This is a genomic window from Pseudoalteromonas sp. J2K-J031 (genome assembly GCF_058197095.2).
In genome coordinates this window covers 2,819,994-2,842,033 of record NZ_CM200279.1, presented here as the reverse complement: position 1 = coordinate 2,842,033, position 22,040 = coordinate 2,819,994, and the positions used below count along the sequence as shown (strand labels likewise).

Sequence of the window (22,040 nt, the reverse complement as noted above, 5' to 3'; positions counted from 1 at the left end):
CCAATTTTAAGATTCAAAGTTTTTCAGTTCTTCGGACAAGTCGCTATTTTCCGGTGTCGGAATATAGTCAGTTCGAGGATGAAAACTTTTCTGCCAACCAATACCCATAGAGGATGGCGCAAGGTGTGGCACTCTTAAATTTGTAGGATTATTTATGTGATACCAAGTAGTTTTAATAACACCACCACGTACCGTAAAGTAATGGATCATGTTCTTTTTTAAAATTTCAGCTTGGTATCTAGGAACATCGTAACCTGTGAATAAGGCGAGTTCTTCGGGTGTAAGTAGATCGTTTGGAATTAAATCTAGCCTGATCGGGCTTCTTTGTGAGTGGGTCATAAAACCTCGTCAATCCTATAATTTCAGTTAAAAAGAGGTATCTTGTAGACACCTCTGGACAAGTTAAGACTTGTTAACTACGGAAGGTAATTGTTTTTAAACAAAATGACAAGGATTTTCGTACCTAACTCACAACAATTATATGTTGTGATGGTAAGGATTTATGACTAACTTGTAATACCTGACCAATGTTGGGAGTTATTTTCTGAATACAATTCCATGTGTAAGCCGAGCGGTCGTCATCCATTGCACTATCAATTTCATCCAGCAACATTACTGGTAGTACTCGGTGAGTTAGAATTCGACCCAAAGCAATGCGTATCGCTAAGTTAGTGATGTCCTTACCAGAACCAGAAAGTGTCCTTAATGGTTGGTTATCAACCAGTACTTCAAAGTTTTGGTCAACCTCAACAATACAATGTTCACCTCCCGTCATTTCATTGAGTAAGTAACTGGCCACCTTATTTAAACTTGGCACGATATAGCTTTTTACTTTTGACTTTATCTCAACCAAGGCTTTAGCGGCACGTTTACGATCATCAAGCTTTTCTTTTTCTTTAAGTATTAATTCCTTTTGGACGATGTATGTTTCCATTTGGCTTTTATACATGGCCATTAAAGTGTCATAGGTTGACCATAATTTTAAGTCGTTTTCTTTGGCCAGAATGGCAACGTTGCAGTCTGCTAGAAAGTCTTGACCATATTTATTCCAACTATCATATTGCTTGCTTTGAAGATCTAGGCTCTGACGATATTGAGATAGGGCCAACTGATATTGGTTACAATAAAGAAGGTATTGGTCTTCAATATTCTGGTTCTGGTTCTCAATGTCTGCCACACTCTTTAACCAAGCCTGATATATTGAGTTGTTATAATCCTGATCCCGTTTCATTAAAGAGGCGTTATATCTTTCGGTCTCTTCATTAGCAATCAGTTTTAGGCTTACGGGCTCAAATTTATTCAAGAGCATTTCAACTGTTTTATACGTTGAAACTAACGGATTTAAACTTTCTAATTCGGCCAAGAGATTTTTATACTCCTGATATGCCTTGAATTCTATTAGCGGTAACGGTGGTGATGCTAAGACCCCCACGTCTATTTCTGCGAACCTTTCTAAGGCTTCTTGTGCAATTGGATGCCTAGTATTGCAGCTTGGACACGTTACCGAGCCTTGGTCTAATAGCTGCTTCTTATTTAAGGCTTGCTGATAATACTGGTGTTGATATTCCAATGACTCAAGTGTTAAATCCCGATATTTGATGTCATTAGGGTCAAGTTTAAATTGTTTTAGCTGATGGTTAATATACTCATAACGAACAAAGCTTGGTTTCAATTCCATGAGCTTTGATTTTAAATCCACAACCACTTGCCTATGATCTAAACCAACTAATTCACTGGGTATCTCAACCGTTAACAACTCTTTTAGTTCAGTTTTAACCTTTTTAGGCTCTTCTGGTTTAGAGAGGAGGTTTGGTTTAGTCGGTGAAATTGGTTCGTGTAAAACGGGTAAATTATCTATCTGGTATTTTTCATTTAGATAGTGTTGACGTTCTTCTAATAGAGCCTCTAATGAGGACTTTATTTTCTTTAGCGGTTCCGTTTCAGGCGCTTGAGGTTTAATAGGTTTAACAAGAACACTTTCAGCCGAATCAATAGAGGCTTTAAAAATCTTTATCTCATGGCCAATAAACGTAATGAGGCTGTCCATCTGAGTAAGACCAGCTACATCGTCCACCATTTGCTTTCTTTCCGTAGGCTTCATGTTGGCCAGAGCTTGAATGTCACCTTGGGCGCACCAATGAGCAATACGGAATACATCGTAACCATAACCGAGCAAGGTAACAATAAACTCATTTACGGGCTTGGTGCCAATTGCCAATGGATTGTTATCGGCATCAAATATTTCGGCATTACTTTTGGTTCGTTTAATAATGTAGAGCTTGCCTTTAATCGTAGTCTTTACTTCAACCAGAATACGTTTGTAATCCTCAGCTTTACCCCTAAGTGCTTGGGCTCCAAATAAGGAAAAGGCATATAGCTCTAAATTCAAAGATTTACCTCGCCCATTCTTACCCGTTATCATGGTTGAACCCATGCTGAAGGTTGCCTCACTACTTCTTTTTTGGCCATTAGAGAATTCTATGGCAAATTTCAAATTGTTAATCATAGTTTGGCCCACAATTCTTTAGTTAATTCATCGGAAACGTTCTCGGCTTGCATGACACTATTAAACAATAACTTCAAATCAAACCCATCTACTTCTACATCGATATCTTCTTCGTTAGTTAACTGAGAGGCCTTTTTATGCGTTATAGCTAGACACTCGTCGATGTAAACGGGCTCTTCACCGTCCTCTAATAAAACACGTAGTACCTTGTTACTGTAGTAATCTGGATTCGTTTCTAAATTGGCTTGAACTTCAGTCTTACTATGTGAAACATAGGTTGGATTAGGTTCGTTATCACTTTCTTCACCGTGAGCGTAGGGCAGCATTGAACCAGTAACAAAAACCTCAATTTTGCTTTTAACCGTTCTTTCGGGCTTGTGATAATGTCCTGTTACAACACCATGACAACATTCTCGGTCAAAATGATTGAAGGGGATGATGTTTTCATTGATGTCTACCCCATGGCTTTGTATATCCCAATGGCCAAAAGCGGCAAAGGGGGAGTACCTAACTTTATTTAATAATGGGAACTCAAGCTCTAACAACTCGGAGGTTGTTTGGAATGGCACCCAAGGTACAAAAAGAAAGTTGAGACCATCATAAGAAATAAATTCTGGATGATGTGTCAATACACGAACATTTTTCAACGGTTTACATAGTTCGGCAAATATTTGGAATGAACTTATCCGGTTAACATCCCGCGACCCATCATGATTACCTTGCAGAACAATGAAAGTAACGTCTGGATGTTTAAGCGAGGCCTCACGATAAGTTTGGTATGCAAAATCTACCCATTTATTCGCCACGGTAAACTTATCAAACAAGTCACCCATGCAAACATGAAACTTACGTCCAGGTTTTAGACCTATAACGTTGTGTTGAAAATACTCGGCTATGTTTTCTTCGCGCACTCCACGTTTATTAACGGGTACACCTGTGGTGAATTGTTTACCTAAATGTGGATCACCTAGAAGGTAACAGTGGTCTAGGTATTGGTTTAACATTGAATTTGGGCCAAGAGGGGAGCTTGGAAAAGTGATTGCACGGCAATCTTCGGGCATCATGAATGTCTTCATGTTAGGTTCCTATCGTCAATCTAAATTTTAGTTTTATTTAAAAGCGTTCCAAAAATAATTAAGGCTCGAAAGCCTTAACCAAATTACTAGATAGGAACGCTACTCAGAGATAAGAAATATCTCATGCTCTGTCAGCTCTTTTATGTTAATCGATTTCTTTTCAGAAACAAGAAGTATATTTGCTGGAAATCTAAACCATCTATTCTCAGTTAAAAAGTGAATAACGAAATAATAGATACCGTTAACCTTAGTAACTTTATGAGCGGTTCGCCATTGCTCGGGTTGTATTCCAGCAAAAGAAAAGCTGCTTTTACTCGTACTTTTAACTTCATGATAATGGGTTAGCCCATTTTGAGTAATGAGAAAGTCACTTGGTCTTCTGTTTGCGGCCTTGCCTTTTTTCGAAGCGTCAAAAAGGTCTTCAAAACGATAAACGTGGCCACCATTACTCTCAATCCATTTTACATAGTCATCTTCACTAGCTTTGCCTTGTAGGTGTTGATTTTTTAACATGAGGTTTTCTCTGCGAAACTATGGGTTTATTTTTGCGCTTTCTTCTATCCCGCATAAAGCCAGCGTGGTGCTCATAAAGCTCACCAAGAGCATGTTTTGACTCCTTCTCACTCACTCGGCTATCACGTTTACCATTAATGTTATATCGAATGGCACCCGCCCGAAGCATTAACAGATATGAAGGTGACTTTACATGGTGTCTAATTGCCGTATTTAAGTCCTTAGATGAAAGCAGTTCGGTGCTAATAACTTCTCGTATCTCGGAATATATCTTTTTAGATAGGGGTGAACGCCACTTAATTTTAAAACCTAATCGCCAGAGTGTAATCATGACTTTACCTAGGCATTGGTAGGCTTTAATGTCACGATCACTAGGCTTAGGTTTCTTTGGAATATCGGTTTGCTTTTCTACACTTGGCTGAGTAGTCTTTCTTACTGCCCCAAGGGTTAGGGTCTTTTTCATTGCCAATTCTACCTACAAATTTATATACCGAGACTATACCTAAAAACTAGGCTTAGGCCAACAAATGCCCAAACCTAGTTAAACTGGCTTTACTGGCTTTACTGGAATCTGAGCCTAAAACCCTCAACTAATCGCGCTTCATAATCATTCAATTGCGATATGTATCGGTGTTCTTTAGCTGCTTTCTCAGGCATACCAGCATTACTCTGGGCAACATAATTAGTCAGCGGTGCGGGTATATCTTCTAATTTATGGTATAGAAGAGAAGGACTGTTTTTTCTGGCTCGGTCGATATCCTGTCTCAAGACATTTAGATGATCAGGACATAACATTGGTATTTTTACTCTACCATGTGGGCCGTCAAAATTTTTCCTTATGGTCTTAAATCCAATGGAAGAGATAACGTTTCCTACAACCGTAGCAATTGATAGCATATCTGAGTGGTACTTGACATTCATACCCAGAACCGTTTTAACATCGGCACTTCTATCTAACAAAGTTGTGTAAATTTGATATTTTACACCATCGTTTATAGGGGCCATATTCGAAACTGGAAGACCGTCTTCATCAAAACTTACACCCAAAGAGGATGCGATATTAGTCATGAGGATCCACCGTGGAAAATGGATGGATTTCTCGATGTGCATCTTTTCGCTATCTAATCTATTAGCCAAATCGGTTATGAGTAACGTTTCAGGGTTCATACCAAAATACAGCCCCATTCTTCGTGAATTCAAACCTTTTTTAGATAAGCTAAGTAATTCAGCTAGACCATCTTGATTGTATTCTCCAAAGGTATCTGCGGTTCTTATCTTCAGTAATAAACGCTTTTCAGCAACGGTATGTTGAGCTTTTTTCTCAAGATCTTCACGTTCTGTTTCTGAAACTAAAGGACATTCCAGTACCAGTTTAAGTTCTAACAGCTTTTGATTTTCCTTTATTAACTTTGAGGCCTCAGCTTTTTCGTTTCTAACACAAGATGAAAGTGACACCATTTTTGGGTGGACGGTATAACCCTCTTGCTGTAACCGGTCAATAAAGTTAGCCGTGAACTCATTCCTGTCCATATTTTCAAATGAGGTCATTCTTCCGAACCATTGGCCCCAATTGTTATCCGCAAACACATACCGATTTTGATAGGGGTCAAAATTCAAGTCCTTTTGTTTAACAAAGTGATCAACGGCTTTAACTCGGCCATAGACTTCAAGATCAATAATGGTATTGGGGTCGGTCTCATACCATTCTTTGGTATCTAAGATTAAACAATGAAACTCAGTACATCCCCGTATCCGAGCAATATGCTGTGAACAGTCAGCCGAAGTATTACCCGCTCGTTTAGTAAAGCGAGAATAAACACGCTTAAACACAGATAAATTATCTCTTTTATTAATTGATATACCCGTACCAAGCGATGGTGACGCTATAAATACATCACTTTCTCTTAAGGTAGTATTAATGTTGGTGACAAAATCCGAGACTTCGGTTAATCCCGAATTATCCGATGTAATGGTGATCACTCGACGCCCTTCGTACTCCGTCATGAAGTGGCCTTTTTCTAGTACCGTTTCCATACCCCACGATTCAAGCACTTCATTAGCGATATTATAAGCGCCCTCACGGCTATTAGTGGCCACAAAGGTGCCATGATGCTTAACATGCTCAAGTAAATCTAAAGTCCAAGCCGTTTCATCGGGTTTATTATCGTCATCTGTGTAGTTATAGATAACTCGTTTTTGCTCCGCTGCTGGTTTGTAATGATTGATAACTAGATGTATATCAATGTTTTGTTTACAACAACCTAACTGAGGATCTTGTAATAAACCCAAATAGTCAGCACTAATGTCGGCATCCATTAACACAACGTATCGTGCGTTAAGGATAAGAGCGCGTAAAACATTAAGGCAAACAAATTTGTTTTTTACTGATGTTGATTTAACGTGGCGCATAACCTGAATTATTTCATCCACGACAATCACGTCATAATACTGGCCAGCAATTTTATGTAGTGAATCGTAACAGATACCTAGTCGTTTCTGAGAGCGTAGTACGTGACTCTCCATCATGGCATCTTCGTTGTAACACGCTAGAGAAAAGTCTTTAGCCATAGTTTGAGTCAGGCCTATACGAGGCGTGATACCCAGAACGGACAAGTCTGTTTCTCGGATTGTATCTGCAACGGTGAAAGTCTTTCCTGTTCCTTTTTCACCCTTAATCAGGTTTATGCCCGGTTTTAATTGTGTTGCCTTGAAGTATTCACTGTTCTGGCTTTCGTAGCTATTAACTAAATCGCGTAGAGCCGAGAACTCTTCTTCAACTGTTTTGACGTTTAGAAGCCTCATTGACGAGTTTAAATCGAAGGTTCGATTACCTTCCACAAAGGAAAATATTTGTGGTTTTGGAATCGCTTGATCTAAATTGGCAAAAACCTTGGTACGACCAAAACCTTTGTCTTCACGAAGCGGATCAAGACACCCCTTACCATCATACAGCGCTGGATTTATGAAAATATCCATTACTGAAGCTTGACTACCATCCTCGAAATAGATGATGTGAAATGGTGGAAGGATGTTCTTTTCTAGGTTGTCAATCATTCTCATTGCTTGACCGCGAGAGATTATATGTCCAACCGTTCTAGCTTTGTGAATGGCTTCTTCAGCTAATACTTCTTTAATGCCCTTTTTTATTTCCAGAACATTATCCGAGATCTTTGCTTCAAGTACCGTCGTTTGATATGTCTTTTCTTCAATGTCACTCAAATCCAATAGTTGCTTGGTATCTAAAACTGGGCACTCTTTTTCGATGTATTCTGGTGCTGGTAAGTTCTGATAGATAGTTGGATCAGAAATTACCGCCCCAGCTTCAAAAACCAATCTCTCTGGGCTAAATACCGCCGTATCAACAATCGTCCGTTTTAGAAGTGACGCACTCTTTTGCGATACTTTTATATAACCTAACCCCGCCAACCATAGTCTCTTTTCGAGAACTTCACCAAAACGATTAACGTCTTGGCCATCAGGCACAACCATGTAGATATGAAAACCCGCTGCGGGTTTTAAACATTGGTGTGTATTGGCATCAAAAATAGCCGAGGAACTTGAGTAGGTTCGGATATAAGATGTTTTGTCAAAATTAGGTATTGCTTGTGCCAACAGCGCTATAAATTGTTCAGGATTATCAATTTTGAAAGGACAACTAGCATCGTCGTCGTAATCAAACATAATTAGGCTTTGGCCTCTTTGGCAAAAGCTTGATAGTGTTCTAGTAGCATAAACACCATGAGGCATTTGTTGCGCTGGAAATTGGTAGTTCTTGGACTCAAACTTTTCTCTGGTAATAATCTCTACTTTATCGCTTTGAGTATCGACCCATCCCGTTGCAATACATTGACTTGGGGAAAGTAACTTAAGTAATAAAGGTAATTCAGAAAAGTTTATTGTTACACGCTCGGAAAGACCCGAACTCATTTTACATTCGCTGGAATCACTCTGAACTTTACCAGCGATATAACTTATTTTCTTTGTCAGAATACCGCTTGGCTTAGTTAAAACGCTAAGCGATATTTTTGGGCTTGTAGTCATATAGCCTCCGTCAATCCTATTAAATTTTTAAACAGATACTTTTAAAGTATCTGTGTTAGGTCTGCGGGAATATAAGAGGCGCTTTTTAATACTTTGTCTTTTGGATAAAAGATTTCACCGATTGTAATATCTTCACCGACTTTAAATATCGTGCCGTAGTTATTGGTGGTTGTGTATGTTGGTACACCCAATTTACGATATTTGGCCTCAGTCTTTTTAACTTGTTTTTCATCGGTGCAAACCTTACTGAGATTTGAGGCTTGAATATTATCCCAACAAGCGAGAAACTTTTCTTTAGTCGTTAGTCGGGTTGCCATTGCTAACAGTAATTCAACAAGATAGAGTTGTTCGGGAACGCTTTTTCTTGCGGAAATTATGGAGCGAAAACCTAACTGAACAAGCTTTCCGTAGGTAACATAAATTGTGTCGATAACACCGTCCATGCTCTTTACAAGAGAATCCGCAGTAGCAATTTCAACTAATTCTTCAAGCTTAAGACTTTCATGAAGACTTTCATGTTCAGGGGTATAATTTTCGGGTTCATTTACAGATAAATCAAAGGTATTGCGGAACAACACTACGTCATTGTAAAACTTGAGGTGTAGTTCTGTATTAAGTGTTCTGGGTGCAGTCATTATCGTCAATCCTATGTAAAGGCAATGCCTTATTGTTAATTTCGGTTCAATCTTAGTCTTTATTGGGGTTATTTCCAAGACTACGCTCAATACTAGACCATTCAGCTTTAGTATTCTGGATCTTAAAATAAACCTCAAAAATAACTGCGATCACTATTACAAAGACCACGGCTACCATTAGAAAATCGTGCATGTTTCTTCCTTAAAGGCAGGTATCGTTACCCGCCTTTAACAACAGATGTTTAATTATTAATGGTGTCTTTTAGGTTACTTCCAGCTTTAAATACAACCGCTTTAGAGGCGGGTATTTTAATAGATTCGCCTGTTTGTGGGTTGCGGCCTGTTCTTTCTGCGCGTTGTTTCACTGAAAAAGAACCAAAGCCAACAAGCATAAGTGAGCCACCACTTTTTAGCGTTACTGTGAGGGCATCTTGGAAAGCGTTTAATGCTCGCTCTGCCGCTGCTTTAGAAATCTCTGCGTCTTTAGCGATTTGTTCAATTAATAATGCTTTATTCATGTTCTTAATCCTTATTGGTTGTTTTGAATGGAAGGTTCTTCCATTTTAGGTTTGAAAAATTCAAGTAGTTCGGTACAAAAGCTTGAAATTAAATGGAGCTCTGTTGCTTCTTTTATTTCCTGATAACGGCAACGTCTTTCTTCATTTAGGACTTGAGGGTCTTTTTTCTGTTCTTCAGTTGTAAGCAAAGACTCAGATTGGGATAAAAATGAATCATCTAAGAATTTGGAGGTTTTAATATTTTGTATTCTAAAGTCTTCATTAAGATCAAAGGTCAAACCTCCTTTGCTAAGTGAAACCTTTTTAACGGTATAACCATCATTAATTAGGCTCAGAACTAAGTCGGGTGGGTAGTCACCATTAAATGAAGCTTTAGATTTGTCTTCGGATTCTAGGTTCAGTTTGTCACCGAAAGAAAAACCAGCAAAACCAAGACCTTTATCTTGTTCAAGATTTTCTTTTATGTTTTTAGTTAAACTCTTAGAAACACCACTAACATGAAGGGTTTTAGTTTCAAGGCTTTCAAGTAACTTAACCAGTAAGCTAAGGCATCGAGAAAAAATCTCTTCTGATGAACTATCAATAATTAAAAGTTCTTTAGCCTCACTATAATAAGCGTAGATAGTATCTAATTCTGTTGGTGCCTTTTTGCAGAGTTCAGATAGAGCCAACTCTTTTAGTTCTAGTTTTCTAATATGATTAAGGTCTTCGCCTTTATCTTTGGCTTCGGCCAATAACCGTTTGTGATACGTAGCAAGCGCTTTTGGTGAAATAGATTTTTTCTCTAACGTAAACGCTAATTTATAACCAGAACCATTACCAAAATCTGTTACCGGTGTTGCTATAGCAAAGCCAAATGAACTTAACGAGGCTTCTTTACAAGGAACAAAGGCTAAACCCTTGGCAGCTATAATTTCAACCATCATTTCCGTGGCAGAGGGCAGTTTTGTGTTTGCAACATTAATACTTTTCATAACGTCAATCCTATCTATTTTTTAGTCCAAAGGCTGGCTTTGTTATCAACCAAACCTTCTTTTTTCAGTTGTTTTAAAATGGTACTCGTTTCTTTTAAATCGATGCTCAGACTAACCGCTAAGTCTTTTGCTTTGATACCTTCAACTTTTAAACAGGCTAAAACACGTTCTTTTGTGGTCTGAACGGGTCTATCTTGTAGTACTGCATCTGGATCTTTTAGCTGTTGCTTATTACCGTTAACATAGACATAGCTTGTATACCAACCGGTTAAGAAATTTGTTATTTCTTTGCTTGGTGCAATGATTGAATTGATTACCTCTGCGCCACCATCTGCGAACATTAGCTGTTCACCATTCCACGTTACTAAGCGGCCAATACCTTTTGGGTTCCAGTATTTAAACGTTAAGAACTCGCCAATACCTTTTGGTGTTTTAATGGTTAGTACTTTTGAGTGAAGCTCAACGGTTTCACCTGTCTGTGAGGCAAAGCAAACTAAAGTCTTACCCGATTCATTGAACTGATGTATCAGTCTATTTAGGTCATTACGGACTTTACGATTCTGAGTCTTTTCTTTATTTAATTCAGAGGTAAGTGTTGAATTCTTTAAACGAAGATTTTTGTTAAGTTCCACGGTCTTCTTGATGTCACCAAGGCCGCGAAGAGTTGTTAGCTGTTTCTTTAATACCGTTAACTCACCAAGTAGGCCTAGATTACCATCACGTTGTTGAGTTATTTGATTAGCATAGTTTTCAACGGCACTTGTTAAACCTAATATTTCTAGGGCTAAGGTTTCAGAGCGAAGTTTTTCTTCGGTTAACATTTCAACGGTGTTTACGCTAAGTTCCGTGGCGGCTCTCAGGTTTTTTTCAGACGTGTTTCTTTCAATGATAAGGCGTAGGTTTCGCTCTATTAAATTTAAGTTTTCGAGTTCAAGGCTATCTATGTCTTTGAAACGTTCTGAAATAAGATTTAATATTTCATCTGTATTTATAACGCGGGGTAGTTGTGTTTGTTCTTCACTGGCGGCTAAATCTTGGTTTAATAGCACAACATTGGTGTTGTTCATTTCGTCAATCCTATCTAATTTTAGTTTAAATCTACTACCACCAACCTATTTCATAGGCATCGGGTTGAGTCTTAATTTTTTTATTCTTACGGTTTAAAGCCTTTTTTGTAAGTGGCTCTGGACTTGGTTTATGCTCTTGATCAAACGTTAAGGTTTTAACATGCACACGTATTTTAGCTTTATCTATGCGATCTTCTAGTATTATTTCAACATAATGCTCGCCATGTGCCGCATGAATCGTTGCCTGTCGGCCCTCAAACATAACATGCAAACCTTTACTGGCTGGCACGTTATGTCCATATCTTAGTTGATTGAACGCACTATAAAATCCTCGGTTCGTCCCCTTTGTCGTCATTATTGGGCCTTATAGGTGGTAAATTCATGAGGTAATTTACTACATTACAACGCTCAACGTAGGATAATTTTTGCTTATGTGTTCCTTTTGGTAAATAGCCCTCAAGAATAGGAGCCTCGTCTAACTCAATCTGGCCGAACCTAGCCTTTTTAGGATGGTAGGGTTCTAGCGTCTTACCAACTGAAATCGTACCATCTAATTTCAACCATTTTACTAGATCCGGATGATTACACATCACTTCTTTTATACGTTCAGAAAAGGCAATAGCCTGATCCCAACGGACACTGAACACTAATTCATCGTGTATTGGTAGTAAAAAACACGCATCCCAAATTGAGGTCTCGGCAACTATTTCATCCCTTAACCGCTTTATACTTCGCTTAGCTAGAGTTGCACAACCACCTTGAATTTTAGCATTTACCAACTGGTTGCCTGAGCGTCTTTGTATTGTTCGGCATACTCGTTGGCCAAAGGCTGTTACTGCAGGGCAATTATAAGCAGAGAACTTCGCCACCATGGTATTGTACCAATCGTTGGTTGACTCGTAACGGGTTCTACGCAAGCCGTCAAAGATATAAACAAAACCATACATCTTGCCATCGTCTTGGGTTCTAACTCGCCAACTCTCGGCAATAGGGAACTGTTGACGGTAATTATCCGTAGCAGTCCACATTTCTTTATCCGTCCAATTTAATTTAGGTTGGACGGTCATTAATGATCCTGAATACCAGTAGCCAAAGTTTGAGACCTTTCCGGCATTACCCCGCCAAAATTTTAAAACGTCCTCTACGGGCATTTCTTCGTTTTTAATTGGGTTGATAAATACTTTCGGGTATTGAGTTTTAAAAGTAATAACCTCGGGTTCAGTCAACTTACCAACGTCTTTAACTTGTTCATTTGAAAGATCTGGGTAATACACTCTTAGAGCTGAAGCGGCTGCACCCAAATGTAAGTCATTGTAGGGTATTGAGCCGTAACAACTGAAAAAGGCGGGGTCTTTACTTTCTTCACCGATTAAGACCAATTCAACCTGTGACCAATCCACAGAGACAATTAAATGGTCATCACGTTCGGGTAAAAAGAAACCTCGGACAAACGTTGTCTCCCCCCTTTTGCTCAATTGCATTGGATTGGGGTTTTCACCTCCCATGCGACGAGTATTTAGTAATGAGCTGATTGTCGGGTGTACTCGATGTGTTTCTGGATCTACTAACATTAAGTACGGGTTAAGATAGAGCTTCATGGTTTGCTCTATCCCTGCCATTTTGCTTAATGTTGACATAATCTTTAAAGCAGAGTCCTTTGGATAAGATCTTACCTTTTCTTCCGCTAATTCTAGTCGCTGTTGGTCGGTTAAATCCGAGTGCATCTTGTATCGAGTAAACTCCTTTATCCATGCCTGTGGGTCACTTGAAAACAACAAGATTTTATCCCTCAGCGAACCTCGGGCGTCTTCACCAGATTGGACTTGGCCTTTAACATAAATTAGTGGTAGGTCTAACAAGTCATGATATAGAACTCGGGCCATCATGTAGTGCGTGATGTTACCGGCATCAGGATTTTTTTTAGTCTTAGTATCTTTAGCCCAATTTTCTGGTACGGAACCCGAAACCAATTGAGAGACTTCAAAATCACTGAGTTCATCGACATTAGTGGCCATCAAGGCCTTAAAACGTTCCCGATAGATGCTGTATTTTGGCTCGGCATCCGAACTACCGACATACCATTTATGTTGTTTGTCAACTAATCGGGCAGAAGGTTCTTCTGAAAATTCAAAGTCTCGTAACGCTGAGATAAACTCGCGTATTACTTGGGCAAAGTTACTACGCGCTTCTTGTTTTCTAAATTCAATCTGATCATAGTTTAATCTTAAGCCACGCATCTGACATTCGGCCCAAATTCTGGGCATAGGATTTTCTTGTTCGAAAAAAACTCTCAACGCTTGAGGATTAGTCTGATTTACAAACTGTAATACTCTAAGATAAAGTTTTACACACCAATAGGCGTCATCCGCACCATAGTGCAAGACCTCTTCACCCGTGAGCTTACCCATGTGAACCTTGCCTTGAAGACAATCAACAAAGGCCATTTGCTCGTAACCGAACCAAGACTTAACAGCCTTTTTTAAGCCGTAACCATAACTTAAGGCTTTTACAAATCCGTTGTAACTATGTTCTGGCTCTGATTGCTTGGGTAATACTTTTTTTATCAACTCATTTTGTTGTGTCGATAGTTGGCCTTTACCGTCATAACCCGCAAAAACACGACTTATTTCAGGTATTAGTTTCGTGATACCAAGAAGATCCGAGTTCTTAAATTTCTGAATATCATATTCGTCATTGTTGTAGGCCGTAACACAAAACTGCATTGAACAGATAACATTTTCACTGAAATCAAAATCCCAAGACTTTTTACACATTACAAATTCAAAAGCTGCATTATGTATAACCCAAGTTTTAGTTAAATTGATTTTATCCAGTAAAGGCTTAATTACATCGTAGCTTAGACGGTTTTCTATATCCGCATGTGCCATGTTGAAGTAATAATCATAAGCGTCACCTTCCAGATAAAGTGAGAAACCTGTAATGGTCGTCCGATTAATATCAAACACTAATTTTTTAGGTTTCTTATACTTGTCGGCTTTTGGATTGATGACCATAAATTTGTTCAAGCCATCATGCCTACGGCTATCCTCGGTCTCGATGTCGAACCCAACTAACGTTGAGTTCATAATATCAAGGGTATCCATGATAAATGGGATCATGACTTGATAGTTTCGGGCATCAACTAGAATCTCAGTTATGCCCGTATTTGGGTTGATTTGTTGGAGCATACTACCACCTTAACAACAAGGCTTTATATTTCGCTATAAAGCCTTGGGTAATCACTTATTAATACTTAAGCGACATTACGCTCATAATCCATGTTCAGGAAAAGCGGTGCTAACTTAAGTTGTGCTGCTCCCATATCGAGCTTACCGCAGCTTAGGTTTCGAGATATGAGTTCGTCTGGTACATCAAAAAAGCTTGTTACGAGCCAATAGGTATCCAGCAAATCAATATTGGCATCCCATTTTGAGGCGAGGCTTTTACTCCAACCTAATAACTCTGAGCAATCCGAACCGTTTAAACGACGAGACTCAAGAAAATGAGAAATAAGTAGTTTCTTCTCAGAAGTTTCAAGCTTTTGCCATGTTCCTTCGCCAAAACCCGGCAAGCCCTTTATTCCATCAGCCTTGTCGCCAACAAGGGTTTTGAATAAATGTACGAACTCGGCTGTAACTCCCGCTATAGGCTCACGATTAACTGAGATACGTTCACTTTCCAACGCCAAAAAGTCGGCATCGTTAGAGTCGATAAATATTTTTTGTGTTGATCCCAGAGAAATCTTAGCAATAACATCATCCGCCTCGACACCATCAACTGAAACTTGTAAGCAGTTAGAGTGTGTCAAGAGTTCTTTAAACAACGTCATAGTTTGATGAAACTGATCTGAAGAAGGTTGTCTTAGACCTTTGTATTCTGGAAAGTGTTTTTTTCGGGTTTCAGTTCCGTTGTGGCCATCCCAAACCCAGATAATCGTTGTGCCTTGGATAGTAGAAATAGATTCGTTGTAAAGAATTTGAAGTGCGTTCGGGCCAAGTTTTTCCCAACGCGAACGGAAACGATTATTCCCATCTATGAGTTTTATCATGATTCGTCAATCCTAATTTTAGTTTAAATTTGGCGGTCAACTTAACCGCCAAAGTAATCTTATGCTGCGTTTTGCTCTTGTGATGCTGACTCGGTTATTAATTCGAATAAAACCACACCCCACTTGTTACCATTTTTATCTAAGGCCTTGTTGGTTAATTTAACTTTAACAGTCTGGTTGTGAAGATTTTTTTCCGTCACCATCCGGTAGAAATTTGACCATTCCGCCCAGTTCGTCATTGGAGTTGTGTAACCTAAACTTTCACCAGCCTTAGCAACTCTTGTGCCGTCAAAAGCAACAACGTCTTTGCAAAGCGTAAAGCATAGTTGTACCGCACGATAAGGCTGTGTTAAAGGGTCTACAGCAAGAGCGTTCATAATAGATTGAACCCAAGGTGCGCCCGTTTTTGTCGAGGTTACACAATCGGTTGTAAAATCATATCTCGCGGGCTGTTTTCCCCAACGTAACCCCATACCCAGAACGTAGCCCGAATTCTGTACCATCTTAATTGAGGCTATTACTTCAGGAACAATTGAGGGAAGATCGCCTACAGCAATACCCGCAAAGTCTGGTTTTAACCAATGGTCAACTTGCAGCCCCATCGCATCTAGGCTTTCCATTGTCATATTCATTGGTGTTGAATACTGCATTAGATGTGCTGGTAGTTGAGATTGCTGTGGCATCTGCTGTTGAGATTGCTGTGGCATCTGCTGTTGATATTGCTGTGGCATCTGCTGTTGATATTGCTGCGGCATCTGCTGTTGATATTGCTGTGGCATCTGCTGTTGAGATTGCTGTGGCATCTGCTGTGACATCTGCTGTTGAGATTGCTGTGGCATCTGCTGTGGCATCTGCTGTTGAGATTGCTGTGGCATCTGCTGTGACATCTGCTGTTGAGATTGCTGTGGCATCTGCTGTGACATCTGCTGTTGAGATTGCTGTGGCATCTGCTGTGACATCTGCTGTTGAGATTGCTGTGACATCTGCTGTTGAGATTGCTGTGGCATCTGCTGTGACATCTGCTGTTGAGATTGCTGTGGCATCTGCTCGATAGTAATTGGATGGTGGTTCTGGTTTACAGATTGTTGAGCCGCTTGGATCATTTGTTCGATATTATTCATTATTTTAAAGCCTTCTTTAGATTATGATTAAGATTAAGATTAAGATTTAACTCAATAATCAGGTACATACGTCAATCCCAAATTTTGAGGGTGAATTTCACCCCTAAGCATTATTTTTTGCTTAGGGGTGGAATCTCCCACGTCCTAGAAATTATCTAGGACGATTTTTATTCTAGACTTGTTTTTCTTGACTTGCAAGCCTTGTTAACTCTGAATCGATATCTTCAATCTGAATTTTTAAAAAACTTTGAAGTTCAACAGCGGAGTTCTTTAAAGTATTCAAAACTTCGGCCTGAGTTGTATTTGAAGACTGTAGATACGAAAACCGGAATCGTTCACATACGTACTCCATTTTCTGGCTTTCAACCGTAGGGTTAGTCTTGCCAGTATTAACTACTAGCTCCTGTAAAACAGCTAGTAAAAAAGTATTGTTATTTATCAATTTGGACACCTTAAAGGTTATAATGTCATTAAAGACCTATACCTGTCTTATCATTTTTTATGACGGGTTAGGGTATTTTTATATTTACTTCCACACCCTCTTCAACTTGAGTGCGGTCTTTAGATTTGGCATTGATTTTGGCGGCTATTCTCCCATCAATTGACGCCCGATACATGAGGATATAAATCTTCAACGCTAGCTCTCTTTGTCCCCGTAGCGCTCGACGATAATTCTGTATAAACGTTGTGTCTTGCCAATCAAGGGACATAAAAATAATGGTGTCAACGTGTTGCCAGTTAAAACCAACACCGGCAACGTCCGGTGAACATACCAAGACTTGAATTTCACCTTCACGGAATTTTTTATCCATCCACTGTCGGTTATTTCCCGTCACATCGCCATTCATAATTTTAGAAGTAAGACCTAATTCAACCGCCAAAGCACACCATTTCGATTGTGCGGCCTTAACGGTCTCAAATATTAGGATTGGTGCTTTAGTTTCTTTAGCGTCTTCTAGGAGGTTCCTAAGCTGTTCTAGCTTACCTTCATCCCCCTCGACAAAACCATACTTTTCGGGTATCTGCATAATTTCGAGACATCGACGAATAGCACCCGCACCATTTTTTGCTTCTAAATCTTCACCAGAATCAAGCTCAGTAATCGCTCTTGCTTCCATTTCACGATAGGGTTTAGATTGGCTCTTACTCATTAAGCATGGAATAGTAAAGATCTCTTTGTTTTCTTTTCCATAAGCCTTTTCGAAGGTAATTCTGCGACCGTGACGGTCTAATATTTTTGATAGCCTATCGTGGTTCTTCCAGATAAACGGGTTGCCCCAGGCATCCAGAACAGCATGCCATTCTAAAAAAGCTTTATACGTACCGTAAAGCCTTGGTTCAATCATTGATAATGAGGGGTAAGCAGAGCTTAATCGCCCATTTAAAAGCGTTCCAGTTGCCGGAAGAAAAGCACCTCCGGCCTTTAAATAATCGTACATCAATGCCGTTCTTCTTGGCCCATAATATCTACGAGGATTACGGTAATCTCTTTCACCATGAGTACTAAAGCCTTTGTGTGCTTCATCGACACACAAATGTAATGTGTTGCGGTGTAATTCCCGTATTTGTTGCCAGTTATTGGCAAAGGAATCAAAACCCATGATGAAGACTTTTGTCGATTTTCTTTCTATTTGTTTTCTACGCTGATCTTTAGTGCCATCAACAAGGGTTATCTGGTCTGGTGTTAGCGAACTCCAAAGCAATAACTCCTCATAATTCTTGGCCAAGAGTGACTTAGGCATACACCAAATTACTCTACCTTCTTGGCTCATGGCGTAAATCCATAAGCACATAACGGGAGTTTTACCCGTACCTGCTTCAGAGCAGTCAATGGCTCTGCGTTCATTTAAGAAAAAACCTAAATGTTCTGATTGATAGGGTCTAACTCTTAGGGTTTCGCGCTTTTCTTGTACCAAATCGAAATTTATCAGACCGCTATTTATTGGTTGGCATGGTATTAAAGAATTTTTCATTCTCTTTTGCTCTCGCTTCTTGATAAGTTTCATGACGTTTTCTTCGAAGGTTCCCCATCGATGCTAGGCAAATATCCTGTGCATCACTCTTTAAACGCCCCAAATCAAAATTTATTTCTGGGTTTAGATACAGCGTCAGACCATGACGGCAAGCCTCTATTAATTGGCTTATTATTCTGGGGTTTTTAACTTCCGATGCCCGTTCAATTAGCGTTAGATGCTTATCAAATTCTTTCATCCAACGGTCTCGCAGCCACACCAGTTCTGGATACACTTCTAAGATATCCACATTATATAAATAACAATACTTTAGGGCGTAATCTATCGGTGGCTTATAGGTGTATTTTGAGACTGTTTCAGGTGCAATATTTAACTCTCTTGACACAGTTGCATTATCAGTCACACCATCACGTTTGAGTTTAAAATACACTGAGGATAATCTTCGGCCACGTTCATGGTCGGATAAAATTGTTGGCCACGGTGTTCGCTGTTTGTCTTTTGCTACTCTTGCCAAGGCAGAGTTCCACCATTAATAAATTTATCAATTAAACGAACACCGATATGCTCTAGTGGTAATGTTACTAGCTCATTTAAACCAATTAGTTCGGGTAACTTAGTCTCAATAGTGGCCACGTTTGGTAACTTACAACTCGTAACTAGGATTAACGTCCGAGGTGAATTTTTAGAAAGAGCTATAATTTCGGCAACCAGAGAATAATGAGCCTCGTAAATACCATAGAGAACCAAAGGTTGTAGGTTAGTTTGTTCAAGGGCTTGGATGATGTAATTCAAACGCTGTGAATTAATATCTAAGACTTGAGAGTAATTTGGTGAACTCAGGGTCTCTAAAGTCTTAAACCATAACGATGGGATCATAAAGTCTTGAGAACTAACTTGGACAACACGTTCACCTTTTATTTCCCAAGGTAGGGGTGCCATCATTTTTACTACGGGATCAAACTTAATAGTGTCGAAAGTTTGGGAATGTTTCTTGATAACAGAACGTTGTTTAAGATAACCGTTTATCGCATGAGGGCAACGACCTTTGATACCACCAACAATTTTGCCTGATGGTCGTGTTTTAGGCTTGAAATCGAAGCCGTTTGGAGTAACGTCTTGAAACAGGTAAAACCGTGAGTTAATACCTTCAATCAGACCAAAATGTGGTATTTGATCCATTGGTTCTGGAATTTTGGCTAATGCAGATGCCATATCATCAATCCTATAATTTTATGAAGGGGTGAGTCACCCCCTAATTTTTAGTTTAAAGCGCTAATTTTTGATTCAAATTGGTAGTAGAGTTTATCAATACTTTCTACCATCCGGTCTTCTCTATCACATTGAGTTTTAGTTTCCTTAATCAAGCGTAGTAAGCTTACTTCATTCCAAACGGAATTTTCGACTTTAACGTCTGCACCTTTAGAGCGAACAATGGCGCTACACACTCTTAGAATAAGTAATATTTTTGAATCAATTGAAGTTGACATAAGATGCCTCAAGGTGGATGTCGGCTTTTAAATGGCCTAATAGTTTTAGAATAATTCTGAGCCTCACAGCCCATTTGGCTTAATGTCATATCATCAATCCTAGTTTATAGTTTAAATCATTATGACCTAAGCAGTAGGGTAAGCTTTGGATCAGAACTCAGGTCGTTAATAAAGTGCTTAACATCTGAATCATGTTTATGATAGCGCTTTTTTAACTCTTCAATCAAGTCGTAGGATTCGTGATTCAACCCACAACTTTTAAGAATTTGGCTTAAATCTTCGGATGGATCTTCAATCATGCTGGCCACATCTAAATTCTTAAGAAGAATAGCCTCAATCTCATTAACATTAAGTGTTTCTTTTAAAGCTAGAAGTACGCGACTTAAGAAATCTGAGTTAGTAAGAAATTGATCTAGGGCATCGTTATCAATTGAGGCCAGAAAGGGCGATACCCATTCAGGCGTATAAACGTTTTCGATATACCACTTCAGTAAATCTGTTTTTTCAATTAACAACGTTTTATCTTCATCCGTTAATTGATCAATGACAGACTGGTGCTGGCTCATAACCTTCCTCCCAGGCAACGGTATATCCCGAAGGTACTAAGACAACCCGAGCACCCTCTGGTAAAGGTTTGTAAGTGACTAACCAATCTTGGCCACGCTTTTCAACGGACATAACATAAGCCGCTAATTGTGCCGCCATAAACAGGTCTTGGATTTTTAAATGTAAAACTTCTGGGGTTAGTTCTTTGGCGTGTGGAATACCTAACTCGTACCAAGCGTTATTATTTACGCCTGAGAGTGAAGGGGTAGTGAAGTGAATACCGTAATTCTTAATAAATACGGGAGCAATAATGATAACAGCTTTTTTAAGCATGATCGTCAATCCTAGTTTTAGTTAAATACGCCACATCAGTGATTGTGGCAAATGTAAAGGGTAGTGCCAATGCTAGAGTTGAACTAGCACAATCCCCGATAATGGGTGGGGCGAATCACCGTTAGATTCAAAATTGGCACATCCTTTCTTACACGGGCAGTATAGCCGAATTTGTTTTTTAATCCATTTAATTAAATTTAATGCCCCCCGATTATTGGTACTTTGCTAGGGCTTTGTCATAGTCCTCAGCAAAATCAATCTCTTTTCTTAAATGGTTGAGAAATTCAGCGAAGGTCCTAAGCGGTATTTCGTGAAATTCCTCGTCAGAGGCGTAGCCACCTTCGACTAAGCAAAACCGGAAGTGTTCTGCGTACATCTTCCCAACCCAATTATCTTGAGCAAAACCTATTTCAGCATAAAGCTTTTCTGGTTCGGGTTCTTCTTGAATTTTTTCTTCAATTTGTTGCGCCACATCCGAATCATAGAAAGTACCCAAGGATAAGCGGCCAATGAATTCTGCCTCCGTCATTGGGATTATTTTCATCAGATAAGCATCTTCATCATCATACTCGTTGATTTCGTCTTGAGCCTGTTGTGCACTAGCAAAAGCTTCGGGTTGTAAATCACCATTATCTACGATAGTAAAAATTACTTTTTCCATATAAACCTCTATTAATTGGCGTGATTGCCTCTGCCTGTTCGGCAGTTAACGAGTTTTATCTTAAGCCTTGGTGTTTCATAGATAATATTACGTTACGTTCGCTCGCAGCCGATTCAGCGTCTTGTTCTAATTCATCAATGTAGTCTTGATTAAGATCTTCATTTTCGATGGCATACAAGATTTTATCGGCACAGGCTTCGTCCTCTCTATCCATATCTTCTTGGGAAGTTCGACGCCTATCATTAGCAATTAGCTGTTTTCGGGCATAATCACTCTGAGATTTACTAAGCTCAACTGAAATAAGTATTTCTTCCACATCGATACCCAAATCAAAATTTTCTTTCATTAATTTCAGTTTTTTAAGGGCAATAGGTGAGGGATGTATCCCATCTATTGGAGCTCTTAAATTGAAAAAGCGATAAAATTTCAAGTCATCATCGTTTGAATAATGCTCATTTTCAGCATTAACGATTAAGCTTTCAACAAAACTTACATCCATTTTTTGTTTCATTTATTTCATACCTTTAAATTAATTAATTAA

The 22,040-nt window shown here is 39.2% G+C and carries 22 protein-coding genes; all 22 read right to left on the bottom strand.

Annotated elements, in window-relative coordinates:
• Positions 1-6 precede the first annotated feature (6 nt).
• The 22 genes from AC3KZC_RS12875 to AC3KZC_RS12770 all read right to left on the bottom strand — a co-directional run bounded on the left by AC3KZC_RS12875 (position 7) and on the right by AC3KZC_RS12770 (position 22,010).
• Positions 7-339, bottom strand: coding sequence for a DUF4224 domain-containing protein (locus tag AC3KZC_RS12875; RefSeq protein WP_490578377.1), 333 nt, complete (start codon positions 337-339; stop codon positions 7-9).
• Positions 340-463: 124 nt separating this feature from the next.
• Positions 464-2,506 (bottom strand): AAA family ATPase, encoded by a 2,043-nt coding sequence (locus AC3KZC_RS12870; RefSeq protein ID WP_490578378.1) that lies wholly within the window; start codon positions 2,504-2,506, stop codon positions 464-466.
• Positions 2,503-3,582 (bottom strand): metallophosphoesterase, encoded by a 1,080-nt coding sequence (locus AC3KZC_RS12865; RefSeq protein ID WP_490578379.1) that lies wholly within the window; start codon positions 3,580-3,582, stop codon positions 2,503-2,505. Before AC3KZC_RS12865 ends, AC3KZC_RS12870 begins: the two co-directional genes overlap by 4 nt.
• Before the next feature lie 99 nt (positions 3,583-3,681).
• Positions 3,682-4,095, bottom strand: a complete 414-nt coding sequence (locus tag AC3KZC_RS12860) for a Holliday junction resolvase RecU (protein WP_490578380.1) — start codon at positions 4,093-4,095, stop codon at positions 3,682-3,684.
• Positions 4,061-4,558, bottom strand: a complete 498-nt coding sequence (locus AC3KZC_RS12855; RefSeq protein ID WP_490578381.1) for a ProQ/FINO family protein — start codon at positions 4,556-4,558, stop codon at positions 4,061-4,063. Before AC3KZC_RS12855 ends, AC3KZC_RS12860 begins: the two co-directional genes overlap by 35 nt.
• Before the next feature lie 98 nt (positions 4,559-4,656).
• Positions 4,657-8,136 carry a plasmid replication protein, CyRepA1 family gene (locus tag AC3KZC_RS12850; RefSeq protein WP_490578382.1) on the bottom strand — a complete coding sequence of 1,160 codons (3,480 nt, stop codon included), beginning with the start codon at positions 8,134-8,136 and terminating at the stop codon, positions 4,657-4,659.
• A 41-nt stretch (positions 8,137-8,177) separates the two neighbouring features.
• Positions 8,178-8,771, bottom strand: coding sequence for a nucleoside triphosphate pyrophosphohydrolase family protein (locus AC3KZC_RS12845; RefSeq protein ID WP_490578383.1), 594 nt, complete (start codon positions 8,769-8,771; stop codon positions 8,178-8,180).
• A 242-nt stretch (positions 8,772-9,013) separates the two neighbouring features.
• Complete coding sequence (locus AC3KZC_RS12840) at positions 9,014-9,289, bottom strand: HU family DNA-binding protein (protein WP_490578384.1); 276 nt, start codon at positions 9,287-9,289, stop codon at positions 9,014-9,016.
• A gap of 11 nt (positions 9,290-9,300) precedes the next feature.
• The gene (gene rdgC, locus AC3KZC_RS12835) at positions 9,301-10,263 is read right to left on the bottom strand and encodes a recombination-associated protein RdgC (RefSeq protein WP_490578385.1); all 963 of its coding nucleotides are present in this window, start codon (positions 10,261-10,263) and stop codon (positions 9,301-9,303) included.
• A 14-nt stretch (positions 10,264-10,277) separates the two neighbouring features.
• Complete coding sequence (locus AC3KZC_RS12830) at positions 10,278-11,330, bottom strand: hypothetical protein (protein ID WP_490578386.1); 1,053 nt, start codon at positions 11,328-11,330, stop codon at positions 10,278-10,280.
• 34 nt (positions 11,331-11,364) lie between these two features.
• A complete protein-coding gene (locus AC3KZC_RS12825) occupies positions 11,365-11,592 on the bottom strand; it encodes a hypothetical protein (protein WP_490578387.1) in 228 nt (75 codons plus the stop codon).
• 58 nt (positions 11,593-11,650) lie between these two features.
• Positions 11,651-14,518, bottom strand: a complete 2,868-nt coding sequence (locus tag AC3KZC_RS12820) for a DNA polymerase (RefSeq protein WP_490578388.1) — start codon at positions 14,516-14,518, stop codon at positions 11,651-11,653.
• A 65-nt stretch (positions 14,519-14,583) separates the two neighbouring features.
• Positions 14,584-15,378 carry a hypothetical protein gene (locus AC3KZC_RS12815; protein ID WP_490578389.1) on the bottom strand — a complete coding sequence of 265 codons (795 nt, stop codon included), beginning with the start codon at positions 15,376-15,378 and terminating at the stop codon, positions 14,584-14,586.
• A gap of 59 nt (positions 15,379-15,437) precedes the next feature.
• Positions 15,438-16,499, bottom strand: coding sequence for a hypothetical protein (locus AC3KZC_RS12810; RefSeq protein WP_490578390.1), 1,062 nt, complete (start codon positions 16,497-16,499; stop codon positions 15,438-15,440).
• Positions 16,500-17,008: 509 nt separating this feature from the next.
• Positions 17,009-18,505 carry a helicase-related protein gene (locus AC3KZC_RS12805; protein WP_490578391.1) on the bottom strand — a complete coding sequence of 499 codons (1,497 nt, stop codon included), beginning with the start codon at positions 18,503-18,505 and terminating at the stop codon, positions 17,009-17,011.
• The gene (locus AC3KZC_RS12800) at positions 18,435-18,986 is read right to left on the bottom strand and encodes a hypothetical protein (protein ID WP_490578392.1); all 552 of its coding nucleotides are present in this window, start codon (positions 18,984-18,986) and stop codon (positions 18,435-18,437) included. Before AC3KZC_RS12800 ends, AC3KZC_RS12805 begins: the two co-directional genes overlap by 71 nt.
• A complete protein-coding gene (locus AC3KZC_RS12795; RefSeq protein WP_490578393.1) occupies positions 18,974-19,684 on the bottom strand; it encodes a hypothetical protein in 711 nt (236 codons plus the stop codon). Before AC3KZC_RS12795 ends, AC3KZC_RS12800 begins: the two co-directional genes overlap by 13 nt.
• Before the next feature lie 47 nt (positions 19,685-19,731).
• On the bottom strand, positions 19,732-19,959 hold the full coding sequence (locus AC3KZC_RS12790; protein ID WP_490578394.1) for a hypothetical protein: 228 nt from the start codon (positions 19,957-19,959) through the stop codon (positions 19,732-19,734).
• Positions 19,960-20,078: 119 nt separating this feature from the next.
• Positions 20,079-20,525 (bottom strand): hypothetical protein, encoded by a 447-nt coding sequence (locus AC3KZC_RS12785; protein ID WP_490578395.1) that lies wholly within the window; start codon positions 20,523-20,525, stop codon positions 20,079-20,081.
• Complete coding sequence (locus AC3KZC_RS12780; RefSeq protein ID WP_490578396.1) at positions 20,500-20,838, bottom strand: hypothetical protein; 339 nt, start codon at positions 20,836-20,838, stop codon at positions 20,500-20,502. Before AC3KZC_RS12780 ends, AC3KZC_RS12785 begins: the two co-directional genes overlap by 26 nt.
• Before the next feature lie 211 nt (positions 20,839-21,049).
• Positions 21,050-21,499: a hypothetical protein gene (locus tag AC3KZC_RS12775; protein WP_490578397.1), complete on the bottom strand. Its 450-nt coding sequence runs from the start codon at positions 21,497-21,499 to the stop codon at positions 21,050-21,052.
• 55 nt (positions 21,500-21,554) lie between these two features.
• The gene (locus AC3KZC_RS12770; protein WP_490578398.1) at positions 21,555-22,010 is read right to left on the bottom strand and encodes a hypothetical protein; all 456 of its coding nucleotides are present in this window, start codon (positions 22,008-22,010) and stop codon (positions 21,555-21,557) included.
• Positions 22,011-22,040: the final 30 nt, after the last annotated feature.

What these genes read in the sequence shown, in the direction of transcription:
- AC3KZC_RS12875 (WP_490578377.1), bottom strand. Translation starts at nt 339, where the DNA reads ATGACCCACTCACAAAGAAGCCCGATCAGGCTAGATTTAATTCCAAAC.
- AC3KZC_RS12870 (WP_490578378.1), bottom strand. Translation starts at nt 2,506, where the DNA reads ATGATTAACAATTTGAAATTTGCCATAGAATTCTCTAATGGCCAAAAA.
- AC3KZC_RS12865 (WP_490578379.1), bottom strand. Translation starts at nt 3,582, where the DNA reads ATGAAGACATTCATGATGCCCGAAGATTGCCGTGCAATCACTTTTCCA.
- AC3KZC_RS12860 (WP_490578380.1), bottom strand. Translation starts at nt 4,095, where the DNA reads ATGTTAAAAAATCAACACCTACAAGGCAAAGCTAGTGAAGATGACTAT.
- AC3KZC_RS12855 (WP_490578381.1), bottom strand. Translation starts at nt 4,558, where the DNA reads ATGAAAAAGACCCTAACCCTTGGGGCAGTAAGAAAGACTACTCAGCCA.
- AC3KZC_RS12850 (WP_490578382.1), bottom strand. Translation starts at nt 8,136, where the DNA reads ATGACTACAAGCCCAAAAATATCGCTTAGCGTTTTAACTAAGCCAAGC.
- AC3KZC_RS12845 (WP_490578383.1), bottom strand. Translation starts at nt 8,771, where the DNA reads ATGACTGCACCCAGAACACTTAATACAGAACTACACCTCAAGTTTTAC.
- AC3KZC_RS12840 (WP_490578384.1), bottom strand. Translation starts at nt 9,289, where the DNA reads ATGAATAAAGCATTATTAATTGAACAAATCGCTAAAGACGCAGAGATT.
- rdgC (WP_490578385.1), bottom strand. Translation starts at nt 10,263, where the DNA reads ATGAAAAGTATTAATGTTGCAAACACAAAACTGCCCTCTGCCACGGAA.
- AC3KZC_RS12830 (WP_490578386.1), bottom strand. Translation starts at nt 11,330, where the DNA reads ATGAACAACACCAATGTTGTGCTATTAAACCAAGATTTAGCCGCCAGT.
- AC3KZC_RS12825 (WP_490578387.1), bottom strand. Translation starts at nt 11,592, where the DNA reads ATGTTTGAGGGCCGACAGGCAACGATTCATGCGGCACATGGCGAGCAT.
- AC3KZC_RS12820 (WP_490578388.1), bottom strand. Translation starts at nt 14,518, where the DNA reads ATGCTCCAACAAATCAACCCAAATACGGGCATAACTGAGATTCTAGTT.
- AC3KZC_RS12815 (WP_490578389.1), bottom strand. Translation starts at nt 15,378, where the DNA reads ATGATAAAACTCATAGATGGGAATAATCGTTTCCGTTCGCGTTGGGAA.
- AC3KZC_RS12810 (WP_490578390.1), bottom strand. Translation starts at nt 16,499, where the DNA reads ATGAATAATATCGAACAAATGATCCAAGCGGCTCAACAATCTGTAAAC.
- AC3KZC_RS12805 (WP_490578391.1), bottom strand. Translation starts at nt 18,505, where the DNA reads ATGAAACTTATCAAGAAGCGAGAGCAAAAGAGAATGAAAAATTCTTTA.
- AC3KZC_RS12795 (WP_490578393.1), bottom strand. Translation starts at nt 19,684, where the DNA reads ATGGCATCTGCATTAGCCAAAATTCCAGAACCAATGGATCAAATACCA.
- AC3KZC_RS12790 (WP_490578394.1), bottom strand. Translation starts at nt 19,959, where the DNA reads ATGTCAACTTCAATTGATTCAAAAATATTACTTATTCTAAGAGTGTGT.
- AC3KZC_RS12785 (WP_490578395.1), bottom strand. Translation starts at nt 20,525, where the DNA reads ATGAGCCAGCACCAGTCTGTCATTGATCAATTAACGGATGAAGATAAA.
- AC3KZC_RS12780 (WP_490578396.1), bottom strand. Translation starts at nt 20,838, where the DNA reads ATGCTTAAAAAAGCTGTTATCATTATTGCTCCCGTATTTATTAAGAAT.
- AC3KZC_RS12775 (WP_490578397.1), bottom strand. Translation starts at nt 21,499, where the DNA reads ATGGAAAAAGTAATTTTTACTATCGTAGATAATGGTGATTTACAACCC.
- AC3KZC_RS12770 (WP_490578398.1), bottom strand. Translation starts at nt 22,010, where the DNA reads ATGAAACAAAAAATGGATGTAAGTTTTGTTGAAAGCTTAATCGTTAAT.